Origin of the sequence: Micromonospora sp. CA-259024, from assembly GCF_050936255.1 — a bacterium.
Classification (GTDB): domain Bacteria; phylum Actinomycetota; class Actinomycetes; order Mycobacteriales; family Micromonosporaceae; genus Micromonospora.
Window position 1 is genome coordinate 207644 of sequence record NZ_JBNJND010000001.1, and the last position, 24722, is coordinate 232365.

Consider the following 24722-nt stretch of genomic DNA (forward strand, 5'->3'; position numbering starts at 1 on the left):
TCCCGCCCTGCGGCTTCTGTCCGGTAGGAAAGTGCAAGATCGACGGGGGACGGGGTCCGACACGCCCAGTGGGGCGTTGTGGGGCTGTCGGGCGCGTCCAACGGTGATGATGTCGGGGTGGGGGAGGAACTCGGCACTGAGGACAGGACGGGCGGGCGACCGCGTCGGTCACCGGACGGGGAGCGTGCCACGGTGGCGTCGGACGGGGCGCGGGGACCGGAACCCGGTGGGACGGCCCGCGACAGCGGAACGGCGGCGCGCGAGACGGACAGCACCGCGCCGGTGCCGACCCCGCTGCGCGGACTGGACGCGGCCGGCGGGCTCGCCGCGCTGCGGGGCCTACTGGATCGGCCGCTGGCCTCCTACTACCTGCTGTTGTCCAGCGCCGGCCTGCTGCTGCTGATCGGGCTGACCATGGTCTTCTCGGCGACCAGCGTGAAGGACTACGCCGAGGACGGCAACGCCTCGGCCTCGGTGACCAAACAGGCCATCTTCGCGGTGATCGGCATCGGGGCGTTCTGGGCCTGCCAGCGCCTGCCCGCCAGCACCTACCGGTCGTTGGGCCGGCCACTGCTGTTCACCTCGATCGGGCTGCTGCTGCTGCTCAACCTGCTGCTGGCCTACGCCCGGTTGACCGACCAGGAGTCCGCCCGGATCGGCCCGATCGAGGCGCGGCTGCTCTGGCTGTTCATCGGCGGGGTCCAGGTGCAGCCCTCCGAGTTGGCCAAGTTCGCGCTGGTGTTGTGGGGCGCGCACCTGATCGCCCGCAAGGGCGCCGCGCTGGGTTGGTGGCGGGAGTTGGCAACGCCGCTCTTCCCGGTGATGGGCCTGCTCTTCGTCCTGGTCGGCTACAACGACACGGGCACCATGCTCTGCCTGCTGGCCCTGGTGGTGGGCCTGCTCTGGGCCGCCGGCGTACGGATGCGGGTCTTCGGCGCGCTGACGGTGGTCGGTCTGCTCGGTGTCGGCCTGCTCATCGCGGTGGCCTCGCTGGGCGCCGGCTCCGGCGAGCAGGGCGAGGAGAACTACCGCTTCGCCCGGCTGGCCATGTTCTTCGATCCGCCGGACCCGGAGACGTGCAAGCTCGACGGCTGCCTCCAGTTCTACCAGGGCCGACTGGCCATCGAGCACGGCGGCTGGTTCGGGGTCGGGCTGGGCAAGGGCAGCCTCAAGTGGGACTGGCTGCCCGAGGCGCACAACGACTTCATCTTCGCGATCATCGCCGAGGAGTTGGGCGTGATCGGGTGTGCCGTGGTGCTCAGCCTGTTCGCGGTACTCGCGTACACCGGGTTGCGGATCGCCCGGCGGGTCGACGACCCGTTCCGCCGGCTCGCCGCCGCCGCCGTGACCACCTGGCTGGTCAGCCAGGCCACGATCAACATCGGTGGGGTGGTCGGGCTGCTGCCGATCACCGGCCTGCCGCTGCCGTTCATCTCCGACGGCGGAAGTGCCCTGGTCGTGACGTTGGCCGGGGTCGGCATGCTGGCCTCCTTCGCCCGCGCCGAACCCGATGCGGCCAGAGCACTGCATGCCCGTCCGCCGGCCCGGTGGGTCCGACTACTCTGGGCCCCGTTGCCGCCGCTTCCCGGCCGGCGTCGCCGACCGGCGACGCCGCCCGCTGGCCGAGGGTCCGTGCCCCGGTCCCGCGAGCGGCGCCACGACGACCAGGCCGCGCCGCGCGGGGTCCGACAGGACCGGAGCCGCGGGGGTACGGCGAGCGAGAGGAGACGCTGATGGGTCCGCTGCGTTCGGTGGTGCTCGCGGGAGGTGGCACCGGGGGGCACGTCTACCCGCTGCTCGCCTTCGCCGACTGCCTGCGCCGACACGACCCGGGCGTCCGGATCACCTGCCTCGGCACACCACGCGGTATGGAGAACGACCTGATCCCGCCGCACGGTTACGAGCTGCGGCAGATCCCGGCGTACCAACTGCCCCGGTCGGTCAACATGAACCTGGTCCGTACCCCGGGCCGGATGTGGACCGCGGCCCGCGCCGCCGGCAAGGTGATCGACGAGGTACGCGCCGACGTGGTCGTCGGCTTCGGAGGGTACGTCTCGGTGCCGGCCTACCTGGCCGCCTGGCGCCGGGAGCTGCCCATGGTGATCCACGAAGTGAACGTGCCGCCGGGGGTGGCCAACCGGCTGGGCATGAAGTTCACCAAGAACGTCGCCGTCGGCTTTCCGCACCAGCCGAGCCAGGCCGAGTCGTTGCGCGACGCCACCGTGGTCGGGGTGCCGCTGCGCCGCAGCATCGCCGGGCTGGACCGGTACGCACTGCGCAACGCCGCCCGCGCCCACTTCGGGCTCCGCCCGGACCTGCCGGTGCTCTTCGTCGCGGGTGGCTCGTCGGGCGCCCGCTCGATCAACCTGGCCGTCTCCGGCGCCGCCAAGGAGTTGGCCCGCAACGGGGTGCAGGTGCTGCACGTGATGGGCGCCCGCAACGAGCCGGTGCCGATCCCCACCGACCTGCCGGTGCCGTACGTGACGCTGCCGTACCTGTCCGAGATGGAGCTGGGCTACGCCGCCGCCGACCTGCTGCTGGGCCGGGGCGGGGCGATGACCTGCGCCGAGGTGGCCGCGATCGGGCTGCCCACGATCTACGTGCCGTACCCGCACAGCAACCAGGAGCAGAAGCGCAACGCGCTGCCCGTGGTGGAGGCCGGCGGCGGGCTGCTCGTCGACGACGCGGAGCTCACCCCGGACTGGCTGGAGCGCACCGTCATTCCCCTGATCCGTGACCCGCAGAGGCTGTACGCGATGGGCGCCGCCGCGGGAGCCTACGGGCGGCGCGACGGCGACGAGGCGCTGCGCTCCTTCGTGATCGAGGCGGTGGCCCGATGACCGCGCAGTTCACCCCGGCCGGCACGCTCACCGCGGAGGACCTGGGCACCATCCACCTGATCGGGGTGGGCGGGGTGGGGATGAGCGGGCTGGCCCGGCTCTTCCTGACCCGAGGCATCGCGGTCTCCGGCAGCGAGCTGCGCGAGTGGCCGTCGCTGGCCGGGCTGCGGGCGCTGGGTGGCACGATCCACATGAGTCACGAGGCGACCAACCTCGACGGTGTCGACACCGTCGTCTACTCGTCGGCCATTCCGCAGGACCACCTGGAGCTGGTCGAGGCGCGTCGACGCGGCCTGCGGGTGTTGCACCGTTCGGAGGCCCTCGCGGCGGCGATGACCGGCCGGCGGGCCGTGGCGGTCGCCGGCACCCACGGCAAGACCACCACCACCTCGATGGTGACCATGGTGCTCCAGCAGGCCGGTGTGGACCCGTCCTTCGTGATCGGCGGCGAGATCTCCGAGGTCGGCTCGGGCGCCCACCACGGCACCGGCGAGCACTTCGTGGTCGAGGCGGACGAGAGCGACCGCTCGTTCCTCATCTACCGCCCGTACGTCTCGATCATCACCAACGTCGAGGCGGACCACCTGAACACCTACGGCGACTACGCGACGCTGGAGGCGGCGTTCGTGGAGTTCGCCCGCCTCACCGACCCGGACGGGTTCATCATCACCTGCGCCGACGACCCGGGCGGTCGGCGGCTGGCCGAGACCCTGCGTTCCGAGGGGCGGCGGGTGTACACGTACGGCGAGGCGGCCGACGCCGACCTGCGGCTGACCGACATCGTCTCCTCCGCGCGCGGTGTGCGCTACCTGGCCGCGATCGACGGTCGGTCGCTGGGCGAGTTCCGGCTGCCGGTGCCGGGGCGGCACATGGGGCTGAACAGCGCCTCCGCGGTGCTGACCGCGTACCTGCTGCAACTGCCGCTGGAGGCGGCGGAGGCCGCGCTGGCGGTCTTCCCCGGCGTGCGACGGCGCTTCGAGCGCAAGGGCGTCGCGGACGGCGTGTTGGTCTACGACGAGTACGCGTACCACCCGACCTCGATGACGTTGGCGTTGCAGACGCTGCGGGAGGTGGCCGGCGACGGTCGGCTGATCGTCGTCTTCCAGCCCTACCGGCTGTACCGCACCCGCGACTCGCAGGCGGAGATCGCCGAGGCGCTGGCCATCGCCGACGAGGTGGTGCTGCTGGAGGTCTTCGGGCCTGGTGAGCTGCGCCAGCCCGGCGAGGGCTCGGCGGCGCTGATCGCGGCGGTGGCGCTGCCCGACGACCGCAAGGTCTTCGTCGACTCGTGGGAGGCGGCGCCGGTCGAGGTGGCCCGTCGGGCCCGCTCGGGGGACGTGGTGGTGACCATGGGCGCACCGCCGATCTCGCTGATGGGCGACGAACTGCTGGCCGCCCTGGGTGAGCGTGCCGGCGGCCCCGCACCGACCGCGACCGTCGACCCGGTGGCCGCCGCCCCGGCGATCGGTGATCCGGTGCCCGGTGGGGCCACGGCCGGGGGTGACGGAGCTGCCCTCGGTGGCACCGCCGCACCTGGCGGCACGGCGCCCGCGGCCGGATGAGTCCCGGCCCGGCCCGAGGGCGGACCAGCGCGGCCGACGGTGGCGCGCCGCGCCGCGGTCCGGCCCGGCGTTGGCAGCTGGTCCGGGCAGGCCGGGACGCGGTACCGCCGTCGACCCGCCGTTTCATGGCCCGTGCCCGGCAGCGCCGGATGCGTGCGGCGCTGCCGTGGGCGGTGGCCGCCGGGGTGCTCGCGCTGCTGGGGCTGGTCGCCTGGACGGTGCTCGGCACCGGGCTGTTCGGGGTCCGAGAGGTGCGCGTGGAGGGCGTCGGCCTGGTCACTCCGGTGCAGGTGCACGACGCGATCGGTGTGCCGGACGGGGTGCCGCTGGCCCGGGTGGACCTGGCCGCCGCCGCCCGCCGGGTCGGCGCGCTGCCGCCGGTGGAGCGGGCCACGGTGTCCCGGGACTGGCCCGGCACGCTGGTGGTGCGGGTGACCGAGCGGACCCCTGTGGCGGTGGTGCCGCAGGGGGAGGCGTTCGCGCTGATCGACCGGAGCGGGGTGGCGTTCCGGACGGTGGACGGACGTCCCGCCGGGCTGCCGCAGGTGACGGTGGCCCGGCCGGCCGCCGACGACCCGGGCACCCGGGCCGCGCTGGAGGTGCTCGTCGCGCTGACCCCGCAGCTCCGCGCGGAGTTGGTCGACGTGAGTGTGGAGGGGTTGGCCCGGATCAGCCTGCGGCTGCGGGGGGACCGGACGGTGGTCTGGGGTGACGCGACCCGGGGTACGGACAAGGCCCGGGTGGCCACCGCGCTGCTCGGCGAGGACACCGACCGGATCGACGTGAGCGCTCCGGATGTGGTGACCTTTCGCTGACCGGGGAGCGTGTGGAGACGTGACCCGTTGCGCTCCGGCCGGCGACACGCCGAGCGGGTCCTTGGCTCATCGCGCGGCGGCGCTTACGTTGCCCCGAAGAGGATCAGTGGTTGACATAACTGTAAGCCTCTAGTAGAGGGTGAGGGTTCACCTCTGATCCTCGCTGGTGACAGCTGTCGTCGGCCGCTGGGCTGGCCACGCCGTACCCGGTCGGCCGAAGCCAATCTCGAAGGGAAAGGACCGGAGATGACACCTCCGCACAACTACCTGGCGGTCATCAAGGTCGTCGGCATCGGGGGTGGCGGCGTCAACGCCGTCAACCGGATGATCGAGGTTGGGCTCAAGGGCGTCGAGTTCATCGCGATCAACACCGATGCCCAGGCGCTGCTGATGAGTGACGCCGACGTCAAGCTCGACGTCGGCCGGGAGCTGACCCGTGGCCTGGGGGCCGGGGCCAACCCGGACGTCGGCAAGAACGCCGCCGAGGACCACCGCGACGAGATCGAGGAGGTGCTCAAGGGCGCCGACATGGTCTTCGTGACCTGCGGTGAGGGTGGCGGCACCGGCACCGGTGGCGCGCCCGTGGTGGCCAACATCGCCCGCAAGCTCGGCGCACTGACCATCGGCGTGGTGACCCGCCCGTTCTCCTTCGAGGGCAAGCGCCGCCAGGTGCAGGCCGAGTCGGGGATAGACGAACTTCGCAACCAGTGCGACACGCTGATCGTCATTCCGAACGACCGGCTGCTGGCCCTGGGTGACCGCAACATCAGCATGATGGACGCGTTCCGCACGGCCGACCAGGTGCTCCTCTCGGGTGTGCAGGGCATCACCGACCTGATCACCACCCCGGGCCTGATCAACCTGGACTTCGCCGACGTCAAGAGCGTGATGAGTGGCGCCGGCAGCGCGTTGATGGGCATCGGCAGCGCCCGCGGGGAGAATCGCGCGGTCGAGGCGGCCGAGGCGGCCATCTCCAGCCCGCTGCTGGAGCAGAGCATGGACGGCGCACGCGGCGTACTGCTCTCCATCGCCGGCGGCTCCGACCTGGGCCTGTTCGAGATCAACGACGCCGCCCAGCTGGTCACCGACGCGGCCCACCCGGACGCCAACATCATCTTCGGCGCGGTCATCGACGACGCGCTCGGCGACGAGGTGAGGGTGACGGTCATCGCGGCGGGCTTCGACGGCGGCACGCCCGCGTACAAGGCGGCCGAGCCGACCCGCAAGACCAACACGAACCAGCCGGCGCCGCAGAGCACCCCGGTGCCGGCGCCGGCCACCATGCCGGCTCCGACCCAGTCGCCGCGCCGGGTGCTCTTCGACGACGTGGACGTTCCCGACTTCCTCAAGAACGGTTCCTGAGCACCGCCGATGACCGACAGCTCAGCCACGGTACGACCGGACCGACGTGCCGAACTCGCGGCCGGCCTGGCCCGGGTCCGGACCCGGATCGCCGACGCCTGCGCGCAGGCCGGCCGGGACGGCGCCGACGTCACGATGATCGCGGTGACCAAGACCTACCCGGCCAGCGACGTGGTGGCGCTGGCCGGGCTCGGGGTGACCGACATGGGAGAGAACCGCGACCAGGAAGCGGCCGGTAAGGCCGCCGAGGTGGCGGCTGCCGGGGTGAGTCCCCGCTGGCACTTCATCGGGCAGTTGCAGCGCAACAAGGCCCGCTCGGTGCTCCGGTACGCCGACGTGGTGCACTCCGTCGACAGTGTCCGGCTGGCCCGGGCGTTGGCCACCGCGGCCGCCGAACGGGAGTCACCGCTGGATGCCATGGTCCAGGTGAGCATCGACGGCGACCCGGCCCGGGGCGGTGCGCTGCCCGGCTCGGCCGACCCGGGGGCCGGGCTGGAATCGGTGGCCGAGGCGGTCGCTGACGCTGCAGGATTGCGATTGGCCGGTCTCATGGCGGTGGCACCGCTGGGTTGGGAACCGGACCGGGCCTTCGCCCGACTCGCCGAGGTGGCCGAGGCGTTTCGGGCGGTCCATCCGGGAGCGACCGCGCTGTCCGCGGGAATGAGCGGAGATTTCGACATCGCGATCCGATACGGCGCGACACATGTCCGCGTCGGTAGCGCGTTGCTCGGAATGCGTCCCACGCTGCGGTAGCCTGACCGCGAGACATGCAAATTACATCAGTGTTGTTTCAGGGGTGGCGTCTCCTAGTCGGGGGTCGTGGCGCGCGACGCGAATCGCGCGCCGGGAGATTGCCGTTCCGGTCCGATGGGCATGGTTGTCCACTCGCGACGGGCGACATGGCACGGGGGCGCGTGCCGCACGGCGGACGGAAGGGCGCGGGATGGGTGCACTGCGCAAGGCGGGGGTCTGGCTCGGTCTGGTCGAAGAAGACGACGAGCGGGCCTACGACGACGGTGGCTACGACAAGGGTGGCTACCGCGACTCGCGTTACCGGCAGAGCCGGTACGCCGAGGAGTTCGCCGACGAGGACGAGGACGACGCCGAGGAGCCGCCGGCTCCCCGGCCGCGCGCCAGTGAGCGGAGTCGACTCTCCGAGCGGACGAGCGGACGGTTGAGCGAGTCTGAGCGTGGTGACGGCGAGCGTCCGGAACGGGTCGAGCGGTCCAGCGTACGGTCGATCACCCGGTCCTCGGCTGGCGAGACCTCCGGCGCGCTGACCTACCACACCCGGGACAATCTGGCCCTCGCGCCGCAGGTCACGTCGCGTGAGCGGGCGATGCCCGAGGAGGAGCAGCGCTACCAGATCACCACGCTGCACCCGACCACCTACCGGGAGGCGCGCACCATCGGTGAGCATTTCCGCGACGGCGTCCCGGTGATCATCAATCTCACCGAGATGGATGAGGCCGATGCCCGCCGTCTGGTGGACTTCGCCGCCGGTCTGGCGTTCGGCCTGCGCGGTACGATCGAGCGCGTGACCAATCGGGTGTTCCTGCTCTCACCGGCTAATGTCCAGGTCACCGCGGAGGACAAGGCCAAGATCGCTGAGGGCGGTTTTTTCAGTCTGAGTTGACCCCGCCCGACCCGAGGGACGTCGCTGACCGTGTTGTCGATCTTACTGCAAGTGTTGTACCTGATCCTTTATGTCTTCCTGCTCGTTCTTCTGTCCCGGTTCGTGTTGAGCGCCGTCCTGCAGTACGGCCGTCGCTGGCAACCGGGGCGTGGAGCATCGGCAGGATTGGAATCCGTGTGGAGCGTCACTGATCCCCCTCTCAACGCGTTGAGGCGTGTGATCCCTCCGCTGCGAATTGGTACCGTGAGCATCGACCTGGCCTCCCTTGTGCTCCTGGTTATCCTGTTCGTGCTGATGGAGTTCGTGTTAGGGCCGTCGATCAGGGCATCTGCCTGATGACCGACGCGCTTTCGCGGCCGCAACTGACCCGAGGAGTTTCGATGCCGCTGACCCCGGCCGACGTCCACAACGTCGCCTTCAAAAAGCCGCCGATCGGCAAGCGGGGGTATGACGAGGAGGAGGTCGACGCCTTCCTGGATGAGGTCGAGCGCGAGCTCGCCCGTCTCATCGAGGAGAACAACGAGCTGCGCGCCCAGGTGGAGCGCGGCGGCCGTGGCGGTGCCCCCGCCGGCCCCGGCGGCGACGCCCGACTCGCGGCGGAGCTCAACGATGTCAAGGCCCAGCTGGACCGGGTGCAGCGCGACAAGTCGGCGGCCGAGCAGGCTGCCCGCGCGATGCAGGCCGAGCTGGAGCAGGTTCGCGCGACCGGCGGTCCCGCGGTCACCGGCGACGGTGAGCAGCAGGCCCTGCGCGTGCTGATGATGGCCCAGCGCACCGCCGACGACCACGTCTCCGACGCTCGCCGCGAGGCCGACCAGCTGCTGTCCGAGGCCCGCAGCAAGGCCGAGGAGGTGACCCGGGAGGCGCGCGCGAAGGCCGACGCCCTCGAGCGGGACGCCCGTCAGCGGCACCAGGAGGCCATGGGCGGCCTGGACGCCAAGCGCACGGCACTGCAGAAGCACATCGAGGAGCTCAAGCAGTTCGAGCGCGAGTACCGCACCCGGCTCAAGGCGTACCTGGAGAGCCAGCTGCGGGACCTCGACGGTCGCGGCCAGGGCCTCGAAGCCGAGATGACTCGTTCCGAGGCGGGCCGGGTCGCTGGCGGCAACGGCCTGGCCGCTGCGGGGCTCGCCGGTTCGTACGGCGGCGGCGGGCGCTCCGGCGCCCTCGAAGCCGGACGCTGAGCACCAGCCGGCGTTCGCTGTCCGCCAATGGTGACGGTCGCCGGCCCTGCCTGGACGGTACGACGCGGCGGGGGTGAGCCGTGATAGTCGCAAGTCTCCTGCTCATCCTCGTCGCCGTGGTGCTGCTGGTGCTCGGCCTGGCCGGTGGCTCCAGCTTCACGTTGATCATCTCCATCGCGGCCAGTCTGCTGGCCGCCGTGGCGTTGGTGGTGGGCGCCCGCCAGGCAGCCGCCAACCGCGCCATGGCGGATTCCGGCCGGACCGGCCGGCGGCACCCCGACGCACCCCGCACGGCCAGCCAGGCCACTCCGGGTGTCGCGTACGGGCCGCCGCTGGTCGAGCCGGAGGTGCCGGTCCAGCACGTGCCCACGACGGTCGGTACCGGCGGCACCGGGTGGCGGCAACCACCCGCGCCGCCGGTCGACCATCCGCCTCTCTTCGACGGGGGCGTCGCTGACACGTCGCCCTCCGACCCGTGGGTCGACGATGCGCCCCCGGTCGACCAGGGGCCGCCGGTCGACCAGGTGCCGTCATTCGTGACTCCGACCGACGACGCCTCCTCTCGCGCCAGGCCCGTCAGCCCGGCGTCGCCGCTCGCGGCGTCGACCGACGCCGCCGCCCGCCTCGGTGCCCCGACGGCCGACGAGCCGGCCGAGCAGCCGGTCACCCCCGCCGAGTCGGCCCGGGTGGCTCGCCTTCCCGATGCCGTCCAGGTGGTGGACGGCCGCCCCCGCTACCACCTCGCCACCTGCCCGCATCTGCGTGGCCGGGTAGCCGAGACGCTGCCGGTCGCCGAGGCCGTCGCGCTGGGTTTCACTCCGTGCGCGCACTGTGCGCCAGCCACCGCCCTGCTCGCCGACGCCCGGCCGATCTGAAGCGGGCACCCGGTGCCCGCACAGGACACGCTCACGGTGGCGGTACGGGTGAAGCCCGGTGCCTCCCGGGATCGGGTGGGCGGTCGTTTCGACGGTCCGCACGGGCCCGCCCTGGTGATCGCGGTGCACGACCCGGCCGTCGACGGTCGGGCGACCGAGGCGGCCCGCCGGGCGTTGGCCGGTGCCTTGGGCGTTCGGCCGGCCGCGGTGTCACTGCGTGCCGGCGCGGCCAGTCGGGACAAGCTCTTCCTCGTCGACCGTCCCGGCCCGGAGCTGACCGAGGTGCTGCGCCGACTGCGTGACGGATCCGCCGAGTGAGGAACGCCCGGGCCAGGCAACCGTGATGCCCGGGTTGGAGCAACCGTGACGCCGGGGTTGGATCTCGCGCTGCTGCTGGGCGCGGCCGTGCTGTTGGTCGCGGTCGGTGCCGTTCGGCTCTCCACCCGGCTCGGCGTGCCCAGCCTCCTGGTCTATCTGGCGCTGGGCGTGGCGATCGGCGAGTCCGGGCTGGGCATCCGCTTCGACGACGTCGAGCTGACCCGGGCCCTCGGGTTCTGCGCGCTGATCGTGATCATCGCGGAGGGCGGCCTCACCGCCCGCTGGACCACGTTGCGTCCGGTGCTCGGGTTGGCCGCCGCGCTCTCCACGGTCGGTGTGATCGTCAGCATCGTGGTGGTCGGTGTCGCCGTGCATCTGCTGCTGGGGCTGGACTGGCGGTTGGCGTTGCTCTATGGCGCGGTGCTGTCGTCCACCGACGCGGCGGCCGTCTTCGCGACCCTGCGTCGGCTACGGCTACCGCCCCGGCTGGTGGCGACGCTGGAGGCCGAGTCGGGCATGAACGACGCGCCGGCGGTGCTGCTGGTGGTGCTGCTGTCCCATCCGGGTTGGTCGCACCCGTGGTGGTACGAGGTCGGCTTGGTCTGCTACGAGCTGGGTGTCGGCGCGGCGGTCGGCGTGGGTGCCGGCGTCGCCGGCACCTGGGCGCTGCGGCGGGCGGCGCTGCCCTCGGCGGGGCTCTACCCGATCGCCGCGGTGGGTATCACCGTGCTGGCGTACGCCGCCGGGTCGGTGCTGCACGCCTCGGGGTTCCTCGCCGTCTACGTGGCCGGAGTGCTGCTGGGCAATGCCCGGTTGTCGCATCGACAGGCGATCCTCGGCTTCGCGGACGGGCTGGCCTGGCTCGCCCAGATCGGGTTGTTCGTGCTTCTCGGGTTGCTGGTCTCGCCGGGCCGACTGGACGCGGCGGTGTTGCCCGCGGTGGTCGCGGGGCTGGCGCTGGTGCTGCTGGCCCGGCCGTTGTCGGTGGCCGTCTCGGCCCTGCCGTTCCGGGTCGGTCTACGAGAACAGGCGTTTCTGTCCTGGGCCGGGCTGCGCGGGGCGGTGCCGATCGTGCTGGCCACCATTCCGCTCTCCGAACGGGTGCCCGGCGCGGAGCGCCTTTTCGACGTGGTCTTCGTGCTGGTAGTGATCTTCACGTTGGTGCAGGCCGGGGCGCTGGGGCCGTTCGCTCGGTGGTTGCGGGTGACCGCGCCGGCCGAGGCCGCCGAGATCCATGTGGAGACCGCCCCGCTGGAGCGGATGCGGGCGGACCTGCTCCAGTTGGAGGTGCCGCCGGGCTCCCGGCTGGCCGGCGTGCACGTCGACGAGTTGCGGCTTCCGGTGGGCGCATCGGTCACCCTGGTGCTGCGCGACGGGGTGGGTTTCGTGCCCGCACCGGACACTCGTCTGAAGACCGGCGACAGTCTGTTGATCGTGGCGACGGTCGGGGTGCGGGACGCGGCGGAACGGCGGCTGCGGGCCGTCAGTCGGCGGGGTCGCCTGGCCCGATGGTTTGGTGAGTACGGGGATGAGGCGGTCGGTTGATCTGCTAGCGTTCCTTTTGCCCCAGTTAGGCAGGGCTAGGGGCTGTTAAGCGGTGCGACGGTGCGGCACGTTGTCGGACGCCTGTACGTTCCGTATTCTTGCCAACCTCCGGAGTGCGCGGCCAATCGTCGCCGTGCGCCCCTTTTCGCACATAGGGGACGCCTTGGTCGGCGCCCCCTGACCAGGTGCCGCGGACCACGCGGCTCCCCGGCCGAGGGAGCGACCCATGGCGAAGCCAGCCGACACCAGGACCGCCGGGCGCAAGCCGGTGGCCAAGGCCACCCGCAGCACCGCGGAGACCGAGAAGATCCGGGCGGCGCTGGCGGCGCGGCGGGACGAGCTTCGCGCCGAGTACGATCAGACGCTGAGTGAGATCACCGAGCTGCAGCGCGATCGGCTGACCGACTCGGCCGGGGACGACCAGGCCGACACGGGCACCAAGACGCTCGAGCGGGAGCAGGAGATCTCTCTCGCCAACAGCATTCTGGAACGGATCACGCAGGTCGAGCGCGCTCTGGAGCGCCTCGACGAGGGTGGTTACGGCTGGTGCGAGCGGTGCGGCAACCCGATCCCGGTCGAGCGCCTCGCCGCCTTCCCGTCGGCCACCCAGTGTGTGACGTGCAAGCAGCTGGAGGAGCGGCGCTGAGGTCCGTTCCCCGGCGGCGATGAGACGGTGAGCGATCACCGCCGAGACTGTCGATGGGGAGCGCATGACCGCAGTACCGTCCGCCGGACCCGGCCGCACCGACCCGGGCGGCGGTAGACGCCGGCCCCGGGCCGTCGCGATCCTCGCCGGAGTCGCCCTGGTGGCCCTGCTGGCCGACCTGGTCACCAAGCACCTCGCGCTGGCCGCGCTGACCGACCGGGAGCCGGTCCGGCTGCTCGGCGGGCTCGTCTACCTGAGCCTGACCCGCAACAGCGGTGCCGCCTGGAGCATCGGCGCGGACCACACCTGGATCTTCCCGCTGATCACCATCGGTGTGGTCGTCTGGATCGTCTGGATGGCCCTGCGGCTGCGCTCGCTGCCCTGGGCGATCTCCCTCGGCCTGGTGCTGGGTGGCGCGCTCGGCAACCTCGTCGACCGGATCTTCCGGGCACCCGCCCCCTTCCACGGGCACGTGGTCGACATGATCAGCCTCTTCGACCCGTACGGCCAGGTCTGGCCGGTGTTCAACCTGGCCGACAGTTCACTGGTCTGCGGCGTGCTGCTGGCCGTCCTGTTGGAGCTGACCGGCCGCCAGCGGGACGGCCGGCGGGCCGGTCGAGACGGCGACCCGGTCGAGACGGACGCCGTCCAGGGCGCAGACCAGCGGGAGCGGGCATGACCTCCGCATTCGCCGCTGGCGGCGACCACCGTTCCCTGCCCGTCCCGGACGGCCTTGACGGCATGCGACTGGACCAGGCGGTGTCCCGTCTGTTCGGGCTCTCCCGCACCGCCGCCGCGGCCCTGATCGATGCCGGCGACGCGTTGGTCGACGGCACGGCCCGTGCCAACTCGCACAAGGTCAAGGCCGGCTCCTGGCTGGACGTCACGCTGCCCGCCCCGGTCGCACCGCCGACCGTGGTGCCGCAGGCCGTGCCCGGCCTACGGGTGGTCTACGCGGACGACGACATCGTGGTGGTCGACAAGCCGGTGGGAGTGGCCGCGCACCCCAGCCCCGGGTGGACCGGCCCGACGGTGATCGGCGCCCTCGCCGCGATCGGGCACCGCATCTCCACCAGTGGCGCCGCCGAGCGGCAGGGTGTGGTGCACCGACTCGACGTGGGCACCACCGGGATCATGGTGGTGGCCAAGAGCGAGCAGGCGTACACGGCGTTGAAGCGGGCCTTCAAGTACCGCGAGGTGGACAAGGGCTACCACGCGGTGGTGCAGGGCCATCTGGACCCGCTGCGCGGCACGGTCGACGCGCCGATCGACCGGCACCCCACCCACGACTACCGCTGGGCGGTGGTCTCCGGCGGCAAGCCGAGCATCACCCACTACGACACCATCGAGGCGTTCCCGGCGGCCAGCCTGGTCGACGTCCGGCTGGAGACCGGCCGGACCCACCAGATCCGGGTGCACTTCTCCACCCTGCGGCACCCCTGCGTGGGTGACCTCACCTACGGCGCCGACCCCACCCTCTCGGCCCGCCTCGGCCTGGCCCGACAGTGGCTGCACGCTCGCGAACTGAGCTTCCTGCACCCCCGAACGGGGGACGAGGTCCGATTCGTCAGCGACTACCCTGACGACCTGGACCGCGCGCTCCAGATCCTGCGTGACTGAGCGGCGACCGCCCGACACCGATCCGACGAGGGGATCCCCGCCCGTGCGCGCCGGCAACCTGCTGCGGCAGCTGGACCAACGGCTGCTGCCGCCGCTGACCCGGGCCGTCACCCGGCTGGGCGACGGGTCGGCGCGGTCCGGGGTGCTCACCTGGGCCGCCGCGCTCTCCGCTGCGGCGGTGCTGGGCACCGCGGTCTGGGCCGCCGACGACACCGCGGTCGGCGACCGGACGGTGGGTGAGGTGACCCGGGTCGGGGTGACCGACGGCGACTCCGTCCCCGGCTACCTGCGGTCCGCCGCGGCCGACCTGGCCGCGCTGTCCCCGTCGGCCCCGCCCGCCGGGGACGGGACATACGCGCTGGTCACACTGGACGCGTACCTGCCACCGCAGCGTCTGGCGACGGTGCTCGGCGACGTGCCGGTCTCGACCGTCTTCGGACGGGTTCCGCTGCCCGGGCGGCAGACCGAGATCGTCAAGATTCCTGCGCTGCGGGTGCCGGACGACGTGGTCGCCGGGATGGAACAGGTGGCTGCCCGCAAGGACACCGAGGCCGCCGACTACCGGGCCAGGGCCGCCGCGGTGAACGGTGACGGTGCGGGCGAGCGGGAGTTGCGTGAGCGGTACGCCACCGGCGCCGAGGTGGCAGCCGCGGAGGCCGCGGCGTACCGCGCCGGCTGCGCCTGTGTCTACGCGGCGGTGGTACGCGCGACGCCGACGGTACTGCGCGGTGTGGCCGCCCGGCCGGACGTGCGGGCGGTCGACCCGGCCCCCGAGGTGTACCGGTTGGACCGCACGGTCTTCACGCCACCACTGCCCGAACAGCGTGACGTGGTGCGCCCGCCGGCCGACACCGGACCGAGCCCCGAGCCGACCCCGGACGGGCGGTCGGAGCCCACGCCGGACGCACCGGTGCCCTCGGCGTCGATGGGCGAATCGTCGGAACCCGCACCGGTCGTGACGATTCCGTCACCCGAAACCTCGGCGCCGGCGCCCACCGAGTCGGCCCCGCCGACCGTCGCCACCTCCCCGGACGCCACCGATGCCGAGCTTCCGGCGCCCACGTCGTCGTGATCTGCGTCGGCTGGTGTGCGCGCTGAGGTGTGGTCCGAATAGGGTTTGGTTCGTAGCCTGTCAGACGGAGATCGATGGCGCTGGGAGGGCGGGCCGTGGAGGGCAGTGAGACCGGCTGGGGCCGGCCGGCCGAACCAGCGCCGCGGTGGCGCGCGTTGTTGGACCGCGCCCGACTGGGCGGTCGCGGCGCGGAACACGCCGAGCCGGACCGGGGTGACGACGTGCCGCCGGACCCACTGCCACGGCGCGCGGCCCCGAACGGCTACTCCGGGCGGGCACCCGCCATCGGGCATCCGGCCGAGCTGTCGTACGGTGCCGAGCCCGCCTACCGGGCCGAGGCGACCTACCGCGTCGACCCCGCCTACCGGGCTGAGCCGGGCTATCGGGCTGAGCCGGGCTACCGGGCTGAGCCGGGCTACCGGGCTGAGCCGGACTACCGGGCTGAGCCGGCCTACCGGGCTGAGCCGGGCTATCGGGCTGAGCCGGGCTATCGGGCCGAGCCGGATTATCGGGCCGAGCCGGATTATCGGGCTGAGCCGACGTACCGCCCCGAACCGGACTATCGGGCCGCCCCGGGCTACCGGCCCGAGCCGACGTACCGGGCCGAGCCGGAGCCGCCGCCGCGCGGCCCCGAGCCGCCGGTGCAGTCGCGCTACGCCCTGTTGGACAACGGCTACCGACCGGGCGACCCGCCGGTGGAGTCGCGGTACGCCCTGCTGGAGACCGGCTACCAGCCGGAGACCGGCTACCCGGTGTCCATGCCGCCACCCCCGCCGGTCGCGCCGCCACCCCCGCCGCCGCCCGCCGCCCCGGTCGCGCCGCCACCCGCCCCGCCAGTCGCGCCGCCGGTCGGCTCGGCGATCGCCGAGCGCGCCTATCCGGCCCGTATCGAGTGGCGCCCGCAGGGCGTCGACCAGGAGCAGGAGCGGGCCAACGGGATACTCCGGCGGGACCTCGGCACGCCCCGGGTGTTCGCCTTCGCCAACCCCAAGGGCGGGGTGCACAAGACCACCGCCACCGTGCTCGCCGCGGCCACGGTCGGCAGCGTGCGCGGGCAGGGCGTGCTGGCCTGGGACGACAACGAGCTGCGCGGCACCCTCGGGCTGCGCGCCGGCAGCGCCCGGCACGCCCGGACGATCCGTCACCTGATCACCGACCTGGCCCAGATCGAGATCCTCGAGGGCGCGACCCTGCTGGATCGGCTGGACGACTACCTGCGGCACGCCTCCGACGGCTCGTACGACGTGCTGGCCGGTGAGGAGAGCCCGCGTTTCGCCCAGCGACTGGACCAGTTCACCGTTCGACGTGTGCTGGAGCTGCTGCGGCGCACCCACGAGGTGGTCTGCGTCGACACCGGCAACAACGTGGAGAGCCCCAACTGGCGCACGGTGATGCAGGCCGCCGACCAGCTGGTGGTGACCACCGTGCCCCGTGAGGACGCGGCGTTCAGCGCGGACTGGATGCTCGACCTGCTGCACGAGGAGGGCATGGGCGAGTTGGCGGACAACGCGATCACCCTCATCTCCTGCCCGACACCGGGTCGCTCGCCGTTGCAGGACGACCTGGAGCGGCACTTCGCCACGCGTACCCGGGGAGTGGCCGTGGTGCCGTACGACCCGGCGTTGGAGACCGGGTCGTCGATCGAGTACCACCAGCTCCAGCCGGAGACCCGGCAGGCGTGGCTGCGGGCGGCGGCGATGATGGTGGAGCCTTTCGCCCGGTGAGCTGGTCTGCCGCCACCGGAGCCCCGGCCCTGGAGCGGGCCTGAGAGGATCATCGGGTGAGCCCGGACAACCCCGACCCTGAGCGGCCCGTCGACGAGCCCGAACGGCCCGGTCCGTCGGGGGCGACACCGCCACCCGCCGAGCCCTCGGCCCAGCTCGACCCGGCCGGTACCGCACCCTCGACGGCGTACCAGAGCTCGCTGGAGTTGAGCGTCGATGAGCCGCGTCGCCCGCTGCGCACCGTGGCGACGGTGCTCGGCGCCGTGCTCGCGCTGGCCGTGCTGGGTGTGCCGTTCGGCCTGCTCTGGGCCGCGTTCGCGCCGGACACGCCGGTGCTCAAGACGGCCGAGGGGGCGATCTACGCCGATCCGCAACCGGAGCAGCCGATCGCCGCGGACGGGTGGTTCAGCCTGCTCGGGCTCGCCTTCGGGTTGCTGGTGGGGCTCGCCCTGTGGTTCGTGCTGCGTCGGCGCCGCGGTCCGGTCGGGCTGCTCGCCGCGGTGCTCGGCGCGTTGGCCGCCGCGCCGGTGGCCTGGCAGGTGGGGCGGCGGATCGGCCTGGCCACCTTCGACCGGCTGCTGGCCACGGCCCCGGCCGGGCAGGCCTTCACCAAACCCGCCGACCTGCGGGCCGGCGGGGTCGACTGGCTGCTCGGCGTGCTGCCGGTGCCGCACGGCAACCTGCTGCTGCCGGCGTTCGGCGCCGCGATCATGTACACCCTGCTGGCGGGCTGGTCGCGGTGGCCGGGGCTGCGCCCGGAGCCCGACCTGGCAAGCCTCAGTTGGGCGTCGGCGGGGACGCCAGCTCCGCCAGCGGCACCGGAACCGCCCGCACCTGGCGCAGCAGAGCCGCCTCGCGGTTGAGCAGCCGTAGCTCGGCGCGGAGCCGGGCGGCGGTGTCGTCGATCGCCAGCAGCCGCTGCCGGTCGTCGACGGTGAGCGCCGCGGTCGCCGCCACCAGGTGGGAGAGCACGGTCGGGTCCTCCGGCAGTTGCTCGGAGATCTCCTCCGGGTCGGAGCGGATCAGGCCGAGGTACTGCCGGAACACCGCGATCACCCGGGCGGCCAGCAGGTCGGCGACCTCGTCCGGCCCGGCCGGCTCGGGCAGCCACTCCACGTCGGCGGTGAGGTAGGGCGTGGCGCTGTCGGCGACCTCGGCGATCCGGAAGCGGCGCCGGCCGACCGTGACGATGTCGAAGCCACCGTCGGCCAGCTCGGTCACCTGGCGCAGCTCGGCGGTGCAGCCCACCTCGTGCAGGGTGACGTCGCCGACGCCCGCTGTCGGGCGGTGGCCGGGACCGGTGGACGCGACCTCCCAGCCGGCCTGGATGGCCACCACGCCGAACTCGCGCGGGGCGCCCTCGGGCAGGTCGACCAGGTGTCGGACCAGCGCACGGTAGCGCTCCTCGAAGATGTGCAGCGGCAGCACCAACCCGGGAAAGAGCACCGTTGCGAGCGGGAACACCGGCAGCCGTGCGGTCACATGGTGGAGCCTAACCAATCTCGCCGCCGTGGGCGTGGCCCGGCTCACCGTCCCGGTTGACGGGCGGCTCGGGTGGGCGCCGGACCGGCCGCCTAGACTCGCAAGGGTGCTGAATCGGATCGACCTGCGCGACGGTCTCGGTGACCCGCGCCGCCTGCTGCCCCGTGCCCAGCTCGACGTGTCGGTTGCCGTCGAGCGGATCCGGCCTCTGGTGGAGGCGGTCCGGGAGCATGGGTACCCGGCGATCCGGGAGGCCAGCGAGCGGTTCGACGGCGTCTCCCCGGAGGTGCTGCGGGTGCCGGTCGAGGCGATCACCGAGGCCGAGGGGGTGCTCGACCCGGGTGTGCGCGCCGCGCTGCTGGAGTCGATCTCGCGGGCCCGCCGGGTGCACGCCGACCAGCGGCGCACCGACCACACCACGCAGGTGGTGCCCGGCGGGACGGTCACCGAGCGGTGGTTGCCGGTCGACCGCGTCGGCCTCTACGTGCCCGGCGGCCTGGCGATGTACCCGTCGACCGTGGTGATGAACGTCGTGCCCGCCCAGGCGGCCGGGGTGCGCTCGCTGGTGGTGGTCAGCCCGCCGCAGAAGGACAACGGTGGCCTGCCCGACCCCCGGGTGCTCGCCGCGTGCGCGCTGCTCGGCGTCGACGAGGTGTACGCCGTGGGCGGGGCCCAGGCGGTGGCGATGCTGGCGTACGGCGCGGCGGTCGACCCGTCGGGTGAGCGCCGGTGCGACCCGGTCGACCTGATCACCGGCCCCGGCAACATCTGGGTGACCGCCGCCAAGCGGCTGCTGCGCGGTGTGGTCGGCATCGACGCCGAGGCCGGGCCGACCGAGATCGCCATCCTGGCCGACGACACGGCCGATCCGGCGCACGTCGCCGCCGACCTGATCAGTCAGGCCGAGCACGACCCGCTCGCCGCGAGCGTGCTGGTCACCCCGTCGCTGGCGCTGGTCGAGTCGGTCGAGCGGGAGTTGGCCCGGCAGGTGCCGGCGACCAAGCACACCGAGCGGGTGACCACGGCGCTGACCGGCGAGCAGAGCGGCGTGGTCCTGGTCGACGATCTTGAGGCGGGGCTGCGGGTGGTCGACGCGTACGCGGCCGAGCACCTGGAGATCCAGACGGTCGACGCCCGGGAGTGGGCACTACGGGTACGCAACGCCGGGGCGATCTTCGTGGGCGCCTGGTCGCCGGTGTCGCTCGGCGACTACTGCGCCGGCTCCAACCACGTGCTGCCCACCGGCGGCTGCGCCCGGCACTCCTCCGGCCTGTCGGTGCAGTCCTTCCTGCGTGGCGTGCACCTGATCGAGTACACCGAGGCCGCGCTGCGCGACGTGGCCCCGCACGTGGTCACCCTGGCAAACGTGGAGGATCTGCCCGCGCACGGCCAGGCGGTTCAGGCCCGCTTCCCGGGCGGGACGGCATGAGCGACCTGGACGATCTGCCGATCCGTGACGACCTGCGGGGGTTGTCGCCGTACGGTGCGCCGCAGCTGGACGTGCCGGTACGGCTCAACACCAACGAGAATTCGCACCCCGTGCCGGAGCCCGTGGTGGAGGCGATCGGCAAGGCGCTCGCGGCCGAGCTGCGCGAGCTGAACCGCTACCCGGACCGGGACGCGGTGGCGCTCCGCGCCGACCTGGCCGAATATCTCGGGCACGGGCTCACGGTCGAGCAGGTGTGGGCGGCCAACGGCTCCAACGAGATCCAGCAGCAGCTGCTCCAGGCGTTCGGCGGGCCGGGGCGCAGTGCGCTCGGCTTCGTTCCGGCGTACTCGATGCACCCGCTGCTGGCTCTCGGCACCGGCACCCGGTGGGTGCCCGCCGAGCGCGGCGTCGACTTCGGGTTGACCGCCGACGAGGCGGTCGCCCAGGTCCGCGAACACCGGCCCGACGTGGTCTTCCTCTGCTCGCCGAACAACCCCACCGGCACCGCACTGGACCCGGCGGTGATCGCCGCGGTGCTCGACGCCGCGCCCGGCATTGTGATCGTCGACGAGGCGTACGCCGAGTTCGCCCGTCCCGGGACGGTCAGCGCCCTCGCCGTGTTGCCCGGCCACCCGCGGCTGGTGGTCACCCGGACGATGAGCAAGGCGTTCGGCTTCGCCGGCGGGCGGCTGGGCTACCTGGCCGCCGACGCGGCGGTGGTGCGGGCGGTGCAGCTCGTCCGGCTGCCGTACCACCTCTCCGCGCTGACCCAGGCCGCTGCCCGCGCGGCGGTGTCCCACCGCGACGCGCTCCTCGGTACGGTGAGCGCGATCATGGCGCAGCGGGACCGGATCGTGGCGACGCTGCGCGAGCGCGGGATGCGGGTCGCCGACAGCGACGCCAACTTCGTGCTCTTCGAGGTGGGCGGCGACCAGACCACCGTCTGGAAAGCCCTGCTGGCCCAGGGGGTGTTGGTCCGCGACGTCGGCCTGCCCGGCTGGTTGCGCGTCACCGCCGGCACCTCCACCGAGACCGACGCCTTCCTTTCTGCAATGGAGACTGTGCAGCGGGAGCGCGAGGAGTGAGCTTGCGAGCCCCGCAGTCGCGACCGAGAGGTGAGCAATGAGCCGGACCGCCCGGGTGGAGCGGATCACCAAGGAGACCAAGGTCCTCGTCGAGATCGATCTCGACGGCACCGGCACCGCCGAGATCAGCACCGGCGTCGGCTTCTACGACCACATGCTGCACCAGATCGCCCGGCACGGCGGCTACGACCTGACCGTGCGCACCGTGGGTGACCTGGAGATCGACGCGCACCACACCATCGAGGACACCGCGCTCGCCCTGGGCGCCGCGTTCGACCAGGCGCTCGGCGACAAGGCCGGCATCCGGCGGTACGGCTCGGCGACGGTGCCGATGGACGAGGTGCTGGTCCGGGCCGCGGTGGACCTCTCCGGCCGCCCGTACGTGGTGCACGACGAGCCGGTGCTGGCCCCGTACATCGGGCCGGTGTATGCGACCAGCATGACCCGGCACATCTGGGAGTCCTTCGGTCAGGCGGCCCGGGTCACGCTGCACGTCGACGTGCTGCGGGCGGCCCGGCCGGGCGGTCACCCGGACGCGCACCACGTGGTGGAGGCACAGTTCAAGGCGGTCTCCCGGGCGTTGCGTGAGGCCACCGCGATCGACCCCCGCGCGGCGGGCGCGATCCCGAGCACGAAGGGTGCGCTCTGATGAGCGCGAGGAGTGCAGCGAAGCGGAGCCCCGCAGTCGCGAATGGATGGGGGCACTGATGGGGGCCGCGTTGCCGACGTTGTTGCTGATCCTGGCCGGGGTGCTGGTGGGTGGCGCGTGGTCGCTGTACCGCCAGGGCGCGTCGAAGGGCGCGGTGCTGGTCACCGCGGTGCTGGCGGTGCTGGCCACCGCAGGCGGGGTGCTGTGGTTGCTCCCGGAGGCGGGCGCATGAGTGACGTGGTGGTGCTCGACTACGGTTCGGGAAACCTGCGCTCGGCGGAGCGGGCGCTGGCCGCCGCCGGCGCGGACGTACGGGTGACCGACGACCTGGCCGCCGCGGCCGCCGCCGATGGTCTGGTCGTGCCGGGGGTTGGTGCGTACGCCGCGTGCATGGCCGGGATCGAGGCGCTCGGCGCCGGCCCGGTAATCGCCGAGCGGGTTGCCGCAGGCCGGCCGGTGCTCGGCATCTGTGTGGGCATGCAGGTGCTCTTCGAGCACGGTGACGAGCACGGTGTGGTGACCAAGGGGCTCGGGCTGCTGCCCGGCGGGGTGACCCGGCTGGCCGCCACCCGGTTGCCGCACATGGGATGGAACACGGTCCGGGCACCCCGGGAGTCGGTGCTCTTCGCCGGCCTGCCGGAGCAGAGCCGCTTCTACTTCGTCCACTCGTACGCGATGGGCGACCCGGCGGGACTGGCCGCTTCCGGGGCCACGGTGACCACCGCCCACCACGACACGGATTTCGTGGCCGCGGTGGAGCGTGGTCCGCTCTCGGCGGCCCAGTTCCACCCGGAGAAGTCCGCTGACACCGGTGCCGCGCTGCTGCGCAACTGGCTCGCCACGCTGCCCAGCGGTGGCTGAGCGTCGTCGCCCGGCGCCCGGCCGGAGGGGGTCGCGGTGAGCCGGGAACGGGCCCGTCGGCGGGCGGAGCGTGAGGCGGAGCAGGCCCGGGAGCGGGCGGTCCGGCAGCGTCGGGTGGCTCGCCGGCAGCGTCGCCGCGCGGTGGTTCGCCGGTTGACGCCGCGGCTGCGGCGGGGCCGGTCCGGGCGGCTGGCCCGGCACACCCGGGGTGAGCGGGCCGCGATCGTGCTGCTCACCGGCGCGGCACTGATTCTGATCTGGACGTTCGTCGACAACCTGGCGTTGCGTATCGCGCTGGTCGCGCTGCTGCTGCTCGTACTGCCGGCGATCGTCGTGATCGCCCTGGACCGTCGTACCTGATCGAGGAGAAGACGTTGAGCCTCACCCTGTTACCCGCTGTGGACGTCGCCGACGGCCGGGCCGTCCGGCTCGTGCAGGGCGCCGTCGGTAGCGAGAGCATCTACGGCGACCCGTTGGACGCCGCGCTGGCCTGGCAGCGGGACGGCGCCGAGTGGATTCACCTGGTCGACCTGGACGCGGCGTTCGGTCGGGGCACGAACGCGCACCTGCTCGCCGAGGTGGTGCGTCAGTTGGACGTGAAGGTGGAGCTCTCCGGCGGCATTCGTGACGACGAGTCGCTGCGCGCGGCGCTGGGCACCGGGGCGGCCCGGGTGAACATCGGCACCGCCGCCCTGGAGGACCCGGTCTGGTGTGACCGGGTGGTGGGGGAGTACGGCGACCGGGTCGCCATCGGCCTGGACGTGCGTGGTCGTACCCTCTCCGCGCGTGGCTGGACCCGCGACGGCGGCGACCTGTACGAGGTGTTGGAGCGGCTGGACAAGGCTGGCGCGAGCCGGTATGTGGTCACCGACATCACCAAGGACGGCACGATGCGGGGGCCGAACCTGGACCTGTTGCGCGAGGTGTGCGCTCGTACCGACCGGCCGGTCATCGCCTCCGGTGGCGTGTCCACCCTGGACGACCTGCGGGCGCTGGCGACCCTGGAGTCGCTCGGGGTGGAGGGCGTGATCGCCGGCAAGGCGCTCTACGCGGGCGCCTTCACGGTGGCCGAGGCGCTGCGAACCCTGGCCGAGGCGTGACGGTCACCCGGCTGGGCTCGGGCGGTCCGTGGGAGCAGCGGTACGGCTACTCCCGGGTCGTGCGGGCCGGTGACCGGGCCTGGACGGCGGGTTGCACGGCCACGGTGGACGGCCGTGTGGTGCACGTGGGCGACGCCGCCGCGCAGACCGCCCAGGCGCTGCGGATCGGGTTGGCGGCGCTCGCCGAGGTGGGTGTGGGGCCGGGCGACGTGGTCCGGACCCGGATGTACGTGACCGACCGGCTGCACGCCGATGAGGTGGGCCGGGCGCACAACGCCGTCTTCGGCACGGTTCGGCCGGCCGCGACGCTGGTGCTGGTGGCCGGTCTGCTGGACCCGGAGCACCTGGTCGAGGTGGAGTTGGAGGCGTACCTCGGCGATCGCTGAGGTTGCTCGGCATGACCGTCGTCATGGTCGACTGGCGCGCTGATCAGTTGTGCACAATCTAATTGTGGGCTACGGTTCAGCGGTGACCGATGATCTGGTGCTGCGCCGGCAGGTGTGCTTCGCGCTCTACGCCGCGTCGCGCGCACTGACCGACGTCTACCGGCCGATCCTCGACGAGTTCGGGCTGACCTACCCGCAGTACCTGGTGCTGCTGGTGCTCTGGGAACGCCCCGACGACGCCCCCACGGTGTCCGAGCTGGGCGCCGAGCTGCGGCTGGACTCCGGCACGCTCTCTCCGCTGCTCAAGCGGCTGGAGGGGGCGGGCCTGGTGGTCCGGCGGCGGTCGGTCCTCGACGAGCGGCGGGTCGAGGTGGGCCTCACCGAGCAGGGCCGGGCACTGCGCGAGCAGCTCTGCGACGTCCCGCTGCGGATCGCGCAGGCCACCGGGCTGGGCATCAGTGAACTCGTCGCGCTGCGCGACACCCTCACCCGGGTCACCGACACCATCCACCGACAGAAGGAGCAGTGACC

At 72.8% G+C, this 24722-nt stretch carries 27 protein-coding genes and 1 pseudogene; 27 read left to right on the forward strand and 1 reads right to left on the reverse strand.

What is annotated here, in order from left to right; translation table 11 throughout:
* Positions 1 to 282: 282 nt before the first annotated feature.
* The 18 genes and pseudogenes from ACQEUX_RS00955 (at position 283) to ACQEUX_RS01040 (ending at position 18062) form a co-directional block, all read left to right on the forward strand.
* Positions 283 to 1734 (forward strand): FtsW/RodA/SpoVE family cell cycle protein, encoded by a 1452-nt coding sequence (locus ACQEUX_RS00955; RefSeq protein ID WP_433049487.1) that lies wholly within the window; start codon positions 283 to 285, stop codon positions 1732 to 1734.
* Complete coding sequence (gene murG, locus ACQEUX_RS00960) at positions 1734 to 2840, forward strand: undecaprenyldiphospho-muramoylpentapeptide beta-N-acetylglucosaminyltransferase (protein WP_433039775.1); 1107 nt, start codon at positions 1734 to 1736, stop codon at positions 2838 to 2840. Before ACQEUX_RS00955 ends, murG begins: the two co-directional genes overlap by 1 nt.
* Complete coding sequence (gene murC / locus ACQEUX_RS00965) at positions 2837 to 4402, forward strand: UDP-N-acetylmuramate--L-alanine ligase (protein WP_433039776.1); 1566 nt, start codon at positions 2837 to 2839, stop codon at positions 4400 to 4402. Before murG ends, murC begins: the two co-directional genes overlap by 4 nt.
* Entirely contained in the window at positions 4399 to 5217 is an 819-nt protein-coding gene (locus ACQEUX_RS00970; protein ID WP_433039778.1) for a cell division protein FtsQ/DivIB, read from the forward strand. The genes murC and ACQEUX_RS00970 overlap by 4 nt, the downstream gene beginning before the upstream one ends.
* A gap of 246 nt (positions 5218 to 5463) precedes the next feature.
* Positions 5464 to 6579 carry a cell division protein FtsZ gene (gene ftsZ, locus ACQEUX_RS00975; protein ID WP_433039780.1) on the forward strand — a complete coding sequence of 372 codons (1116 nt, stop codon included), beginning with the start codon at positions 5464 to 5466 and terminating at the stop codon, positions 6577 to 6579.
* A gap of 9 nt (positions 6580 to 6588) precedes the next feature.
* Positions 6589 to 7332 carry a YggS family pyridoxal phosphate-dependent enzyme gene (locus tag ACQEUX_RS00980; protein ID WP_433039782.1) on the forward strand — a complete coding sequence of 248 codons (744 nt, stop codon included), beginning with the start codon at positions 6589 to 6591 and terminating at the stop codon, positions 7330 to 7332.
* Positions 7333 to 7522: 190 nt separating this feature from the next.
* On the forward strand, positions 7523 to 8215 hold the full coding sequence (locus tag ACQEUX_RS00985; RefSeq protein ID WP_433039784.1) for a cell division protein SepF: 693 nt from the start codon (positions 7523 to 7525) through the stop codon (positions 8213 to 8215).
* Between the two features lie 30 nt (positions 8216 to 8245).
* Positions 8246 to 8551 carry a YggT family protein gene (locus tag ACQEUX_RS00990; protein ID WP_366608769.1) on the forward strand — a complete coding sequence of 102 codons (306 nt, stop codon included), beginning with the start codon at positions 8246 to 8248 and terminating at the stop codon, positions 8549 to 8551.
* Positions 8552 to 8595: 44 nt separating this feature from the next.
* Complete coding sequence (locus ACQEUX_RS00995) at positions 8596 to 9399, forward strand: DivIVA domain-containing protein (RefSeq protein ID WP_433039786.1); 804 nt, start codon at positions 8596 to 8598, stop codon at positions 9397 to 9399.
* An 80-nt stretch (positions 9400 to 9479) separates the two neighbouring features.
* A pseudogene (locus ACQEUX_RS01000) lies at positions 9480 to 9824 on the forward strand (hypothetical protein); the annotation flags it as partial.
* Positions 9825 to 10286: 462 nt separating this feature from the next.
* On the forward strand, positions 10287 to 10592 hold the full coding sequence (locus ACQEUX_RS01005; RefSeq protein WP_433039788.1) for a DUF167 domain-containing protein: 306 nt from the start codon (positions 10287 to 10289) through the stop codon (positions 10590 to 10592).
* 45 nt (positions 10593 to 10637) lie between these two features.
* Entirely contained in the window at positions 10638 to 12137 is a 1500-nt protein-coding gene (locus ACQEUX_RS01010) for a potassium/proton antiporter (RefSeq protein ID WP_433039790.1), read from the forward strand.
* Between the two features lie 226 nt (positions 12138 to 12363).
* Entirely contained in the window at positions 12364 to 12783 is a 420-nt protein-coding gene (locus tag ACQEUX_RS01015) for a TraR/DksA family transcriptional regulator (protein WP_124770807.1), read from the forward strand.
* A gap of 64 nt (positions 12784 to 12847) precedes the next feature.
* The gene (gene lspA, locus ACQEUX_RS01020; protein WP_433039792.1) at positions 12848 to 13462 is read left to right on the forward strand and encodes a signal peptidase II; all 615 of its coding nucleotides are present in this window, start codon (positions 12848 to 12850) and stop codon (positions 13460 to 13462) included.
* Complete coding sequence (locus ACQEUX_RS01025) at positions 13459 to 14403, forward strand: RluA family pseudouridine synthase (protein WP_433039794.1); 945 nt, start codon at positions 13459 to 13461, stop codon at positions 14401 to 14403. The genes lspA and ACQEUX_RS01025 overlap by 4 nt, the downstream gene beginning before the upstream one ends.
* A gap of 43 nt (positions 14404 to 14446) precedes the next feature.
* Entirely contained in the window at positions 14447 to 15475 is a 1029-nt protein-coding gene (locus ACQEUX_RS01030) for a hypothetical protein (RefSeq protein WP_433039796.1), read from the forward strand.
* A gap of 74 nt (positions 15476 to 15549) precedes the next feature.
* Positions 15550 to 17199: an ATPase gene (locus tag ACQEUX_RS01035; RefSeq protein WP_433039798.1), complete on the forward strand. Its 1650-nt coding sequence runs from the start codon at positions 15550 to 15552 to the stop codon at positions 17197 to 17199.
* Positions 17200 to 17255: 56 nt separating this feature from the next.
* Positions 17256 to 18062 (forward strand): DUF2567 domain-containing protein, encoded by an 807-nt coding sequence (locus ACQEUX_RS01040; RefSeq protein WP_433039800.1) that lies wholly within the window; start codon positions 17256 to 17258, stop codon positions 18060 to 18062.
* On the opposite strand, the gene ACQEUX_RS01045 is transcribed toward ACQEUX_RS01040, so the two are convergent.
* Positions 17977 to 18681: an LON peptidase substrate-binding domain-containing protein gene (locus ACQEUX_RS01045; RefSeq protein WP_433039801.1), complete on the reverse strand. Its 705-nt coding sequence runs from the start codon at positions 18679 to 18681 to the stop codon at positions 17977 to 17979. The two genes, ACQEUX_RS01040 and ACQEUX_RS01045, sit on opposite strands and share 86 nt — an antisense overlap.
* A 106-nt stretch (positions 18682 to 18787) precedes the next feature.
* On the opposite strand from ACQEUX_RS01045, the gene hisD reads away from it, so the two are divergent.
* The 9 genes from hisD (at position 18788) to ACQEUX_RS01090 (ending at position 24720) form a co-directional block, all read left to right on the forward strand.
* Positions 18788 to 20110 (forward strand): histidinol dehydrogenase, encoded by a 1323-nt coding sequence (gene hisD, locus ACQEUX_RS01050; RefSeq protein ID WP_433039803.1) that lies wholly within the window; start codon positions 18788 to 18790, stop codon positions 20108 to 20110.
* A complete protein-coding gene (locus ACQEUX_RS01055; RefSeq protein WP_433039805.1) occupies positions 20107 to 21195 on the forward strand; it encodes a histidinol-phosphate transaminase in 1089 nt (362 codons plus the stop codon). The genes hisD and ACQEUX_RS01055 overlap by 4 nt, the downstream gene beginning before the upstream one ends.
* 37 nt (positions 21196 to 21232) lie before the next feature.
* Positions 21233 to 21844, forward strand: a complete 612-nt coding sequence (hisB, locus tag ACQEUX_RS01060; protein ID WP_204941261.1) for an imidazoleglycerol-phosphate dehydratase HisB — start codon at positions 21233 to 21235, stop codon at positions 21842 to 21844.
* Between the two features lie 58 nt (positions 21845 to 21902).
* A complete protein-coding gene (locus tag ACQEUX_RS01065) occupies positions 21903 to 22076 on the forward strand; it encodes a hypothetical protein (RefSeq protein ID WP_433039807.1) in 174 nt (57 codons plus the stop codon).
* Positions 22073 to 22705, forward strand: coding sequence for an imidazole glycerol phosphate synthase subunit HisH (gene hisH, locus ACQEUX_RS01070; RefSeq protein WP_433039809.1), 633 nt, complete (start codon positions 22073 to 22075; stop codon positions 22703 to 22705). The genes ACQEUX_RS01065 and hisH overlap by 4 nt, the downstream gene beginning before the upstream one ends.
* A gap of 36 nt (positions 22706 to 22741) precedes the next feature.
* On the forward strand, positions 22742 to 23065 hold the full coding sequence (locus ACQEUX_RS01075) for a hypothetical protein (protein WP_433039811.1): 324 nt from the start codon (positions 22742 to 22744) through the stop codon (positions 23063 to 23065).
* Positions 23066 to 23079: 14 nt separating this feature from the next.
* Entirely contained in the window at positions 23080 to 23805 is a 726-nt protein-coding gene (gene priA, locus ACQEUX_RS01080) for a bifunctional 1-(5-phosphoribosyl)-5-((5-phosphoribosylamino)methylideneamino)imidazole-4-carboxamide isomerase/phosphoribosylanthranilate isomerase PriA (RefSeq protein WP_433039813.1), read from the forward strand.
* The gene (locus ACQEUX_RS01085) at positions 23802 to 24191 is read left to right on the forward strand and encodes a RidA family protein (RefSeq protein ID WP_433039815.1); all 390 of its coding nucleotides are present in this window, start codon (positions 23802 to 23804) and stop codon (positions 24189 to 24191) included. Before priA ends, ACQEUX_RS01085 begins: the two co-directional genes overlap by 4 nt.
* Before the next feature lie 82 nt (positions 24192 to 24273).
* Positions 24274 to 24720, forward strand: a complete 447-nt coding sequence (locus tag ACQEUX_RS01090; protein ID WP_433039817.1) for a MarR family winged helix-turn-helix transcriptional regulator — start codon at positions 24274 to 24276, stop codon at positions 24718 to 24720.
* The last annotated feature ends 2 nt before the right edge of the window (positions 24721 to 24722 follow it).

Coding starts and splice junctions, on each gene's coding strand:
- murG (WP_433039775.1), top strand. CDS start 1,734: ATGGGTCCGCTGCGTTCGGTGGTGCTCGCGGGAGGTGGCACCGGGGGG.
- murC (WP_433039776.1), top strand. CDS start 2,837: ATGACCGCGCAGTTCACCCCGGCCGGCACGCTCACCGCGGAGGACCTG.
- ACQEUX_RS00970 (WP_433039778.1), top strand. CDS start 4,399: ATGAGTCCCGGCCCGGCCCGAGGGCGGACCAGCGCGGCCGACGGTGGC.
- ftsZ (WP_433039780.1), top strand. CDS start 5,464: ATGACACCTCCGCACAACTACCTGGCGGTCATCAAGGTCGTCGGCATC.
- ACQEUX_RS00980 (WP_433039782.1), top strand. CDS start 6,589: ATGACCGACAGCTCAGCCACGGTACGACCGGACCGACGTGCCGAACTC.
- ACQEUX_RS00985 (WP_433039784.1), top strand. CDS start 7,523: ATGGGTGCACTGCGCAAGGCGGGGGTCTGGCTCGGTCTGGTCGAAGAA.
- ACQEUX_RS00995 (WP_433039786.1), top strand. CDS start 8,596: ATGCCGCTGACCCCGGCCGACGTCCACAACGTCGCCTTCAAAAAGCCG.
- ACQEUX_RS01015 (WP_124770807.1), top strand. CDS start 12,364: ATGGCGAAGCCAGCCGACACCAGGACCGCCGGGCGCAAGCCGGTGGCC.
- lspA (WP_433039792.1), top strand. CDS start 12,848: ATGACCGCAGTACCGTCCGCCGGACCCGGCCGCACCGACCCGGGCGGC.
- ACQEUX_RS01025 (WP_433039794.1), top strand. CDS start 13,459: ATGACCTCCGCATTCGCCGCTGGCGGCGACCACCGTTCCCTGCCCGTC.
- ACQEUX_RS01035 (WP_433039798.1), top strand. CDS start 15,550: ATGGCGCTGGGAGGGCGGGCCGTGGAGGGCAGTGAGACCGGCTGGGGC.
- ACQEUX_RS01055 (WP_433039805.1), top strand. CDS start 20,107: ATGAGCGACCTGGACGATCTGCCGATCCGTGACGACCTGCGGGGGTTG.
- hisB (WP_204941261.1), top strand. CDS start 21,233: ATGAGCCGGACCGCCCGGGTGGAGCGGATCACCAAGGAGACCAAGGTC.
- ACQEUX_RS01065 (WP_433039807.1), top strand. CDS start 21,903: ATGGGGGCCGCGTTGCCGACGTTGTTGCTGATCCTGGCCGGGGTGCTG.
- hisH (WP_433039809.1), top strand. CDS start 22,073: ATGAGTGACGTGGTGGTGCTCGACTACGGTTCGGGAAACCTGCGCTCG.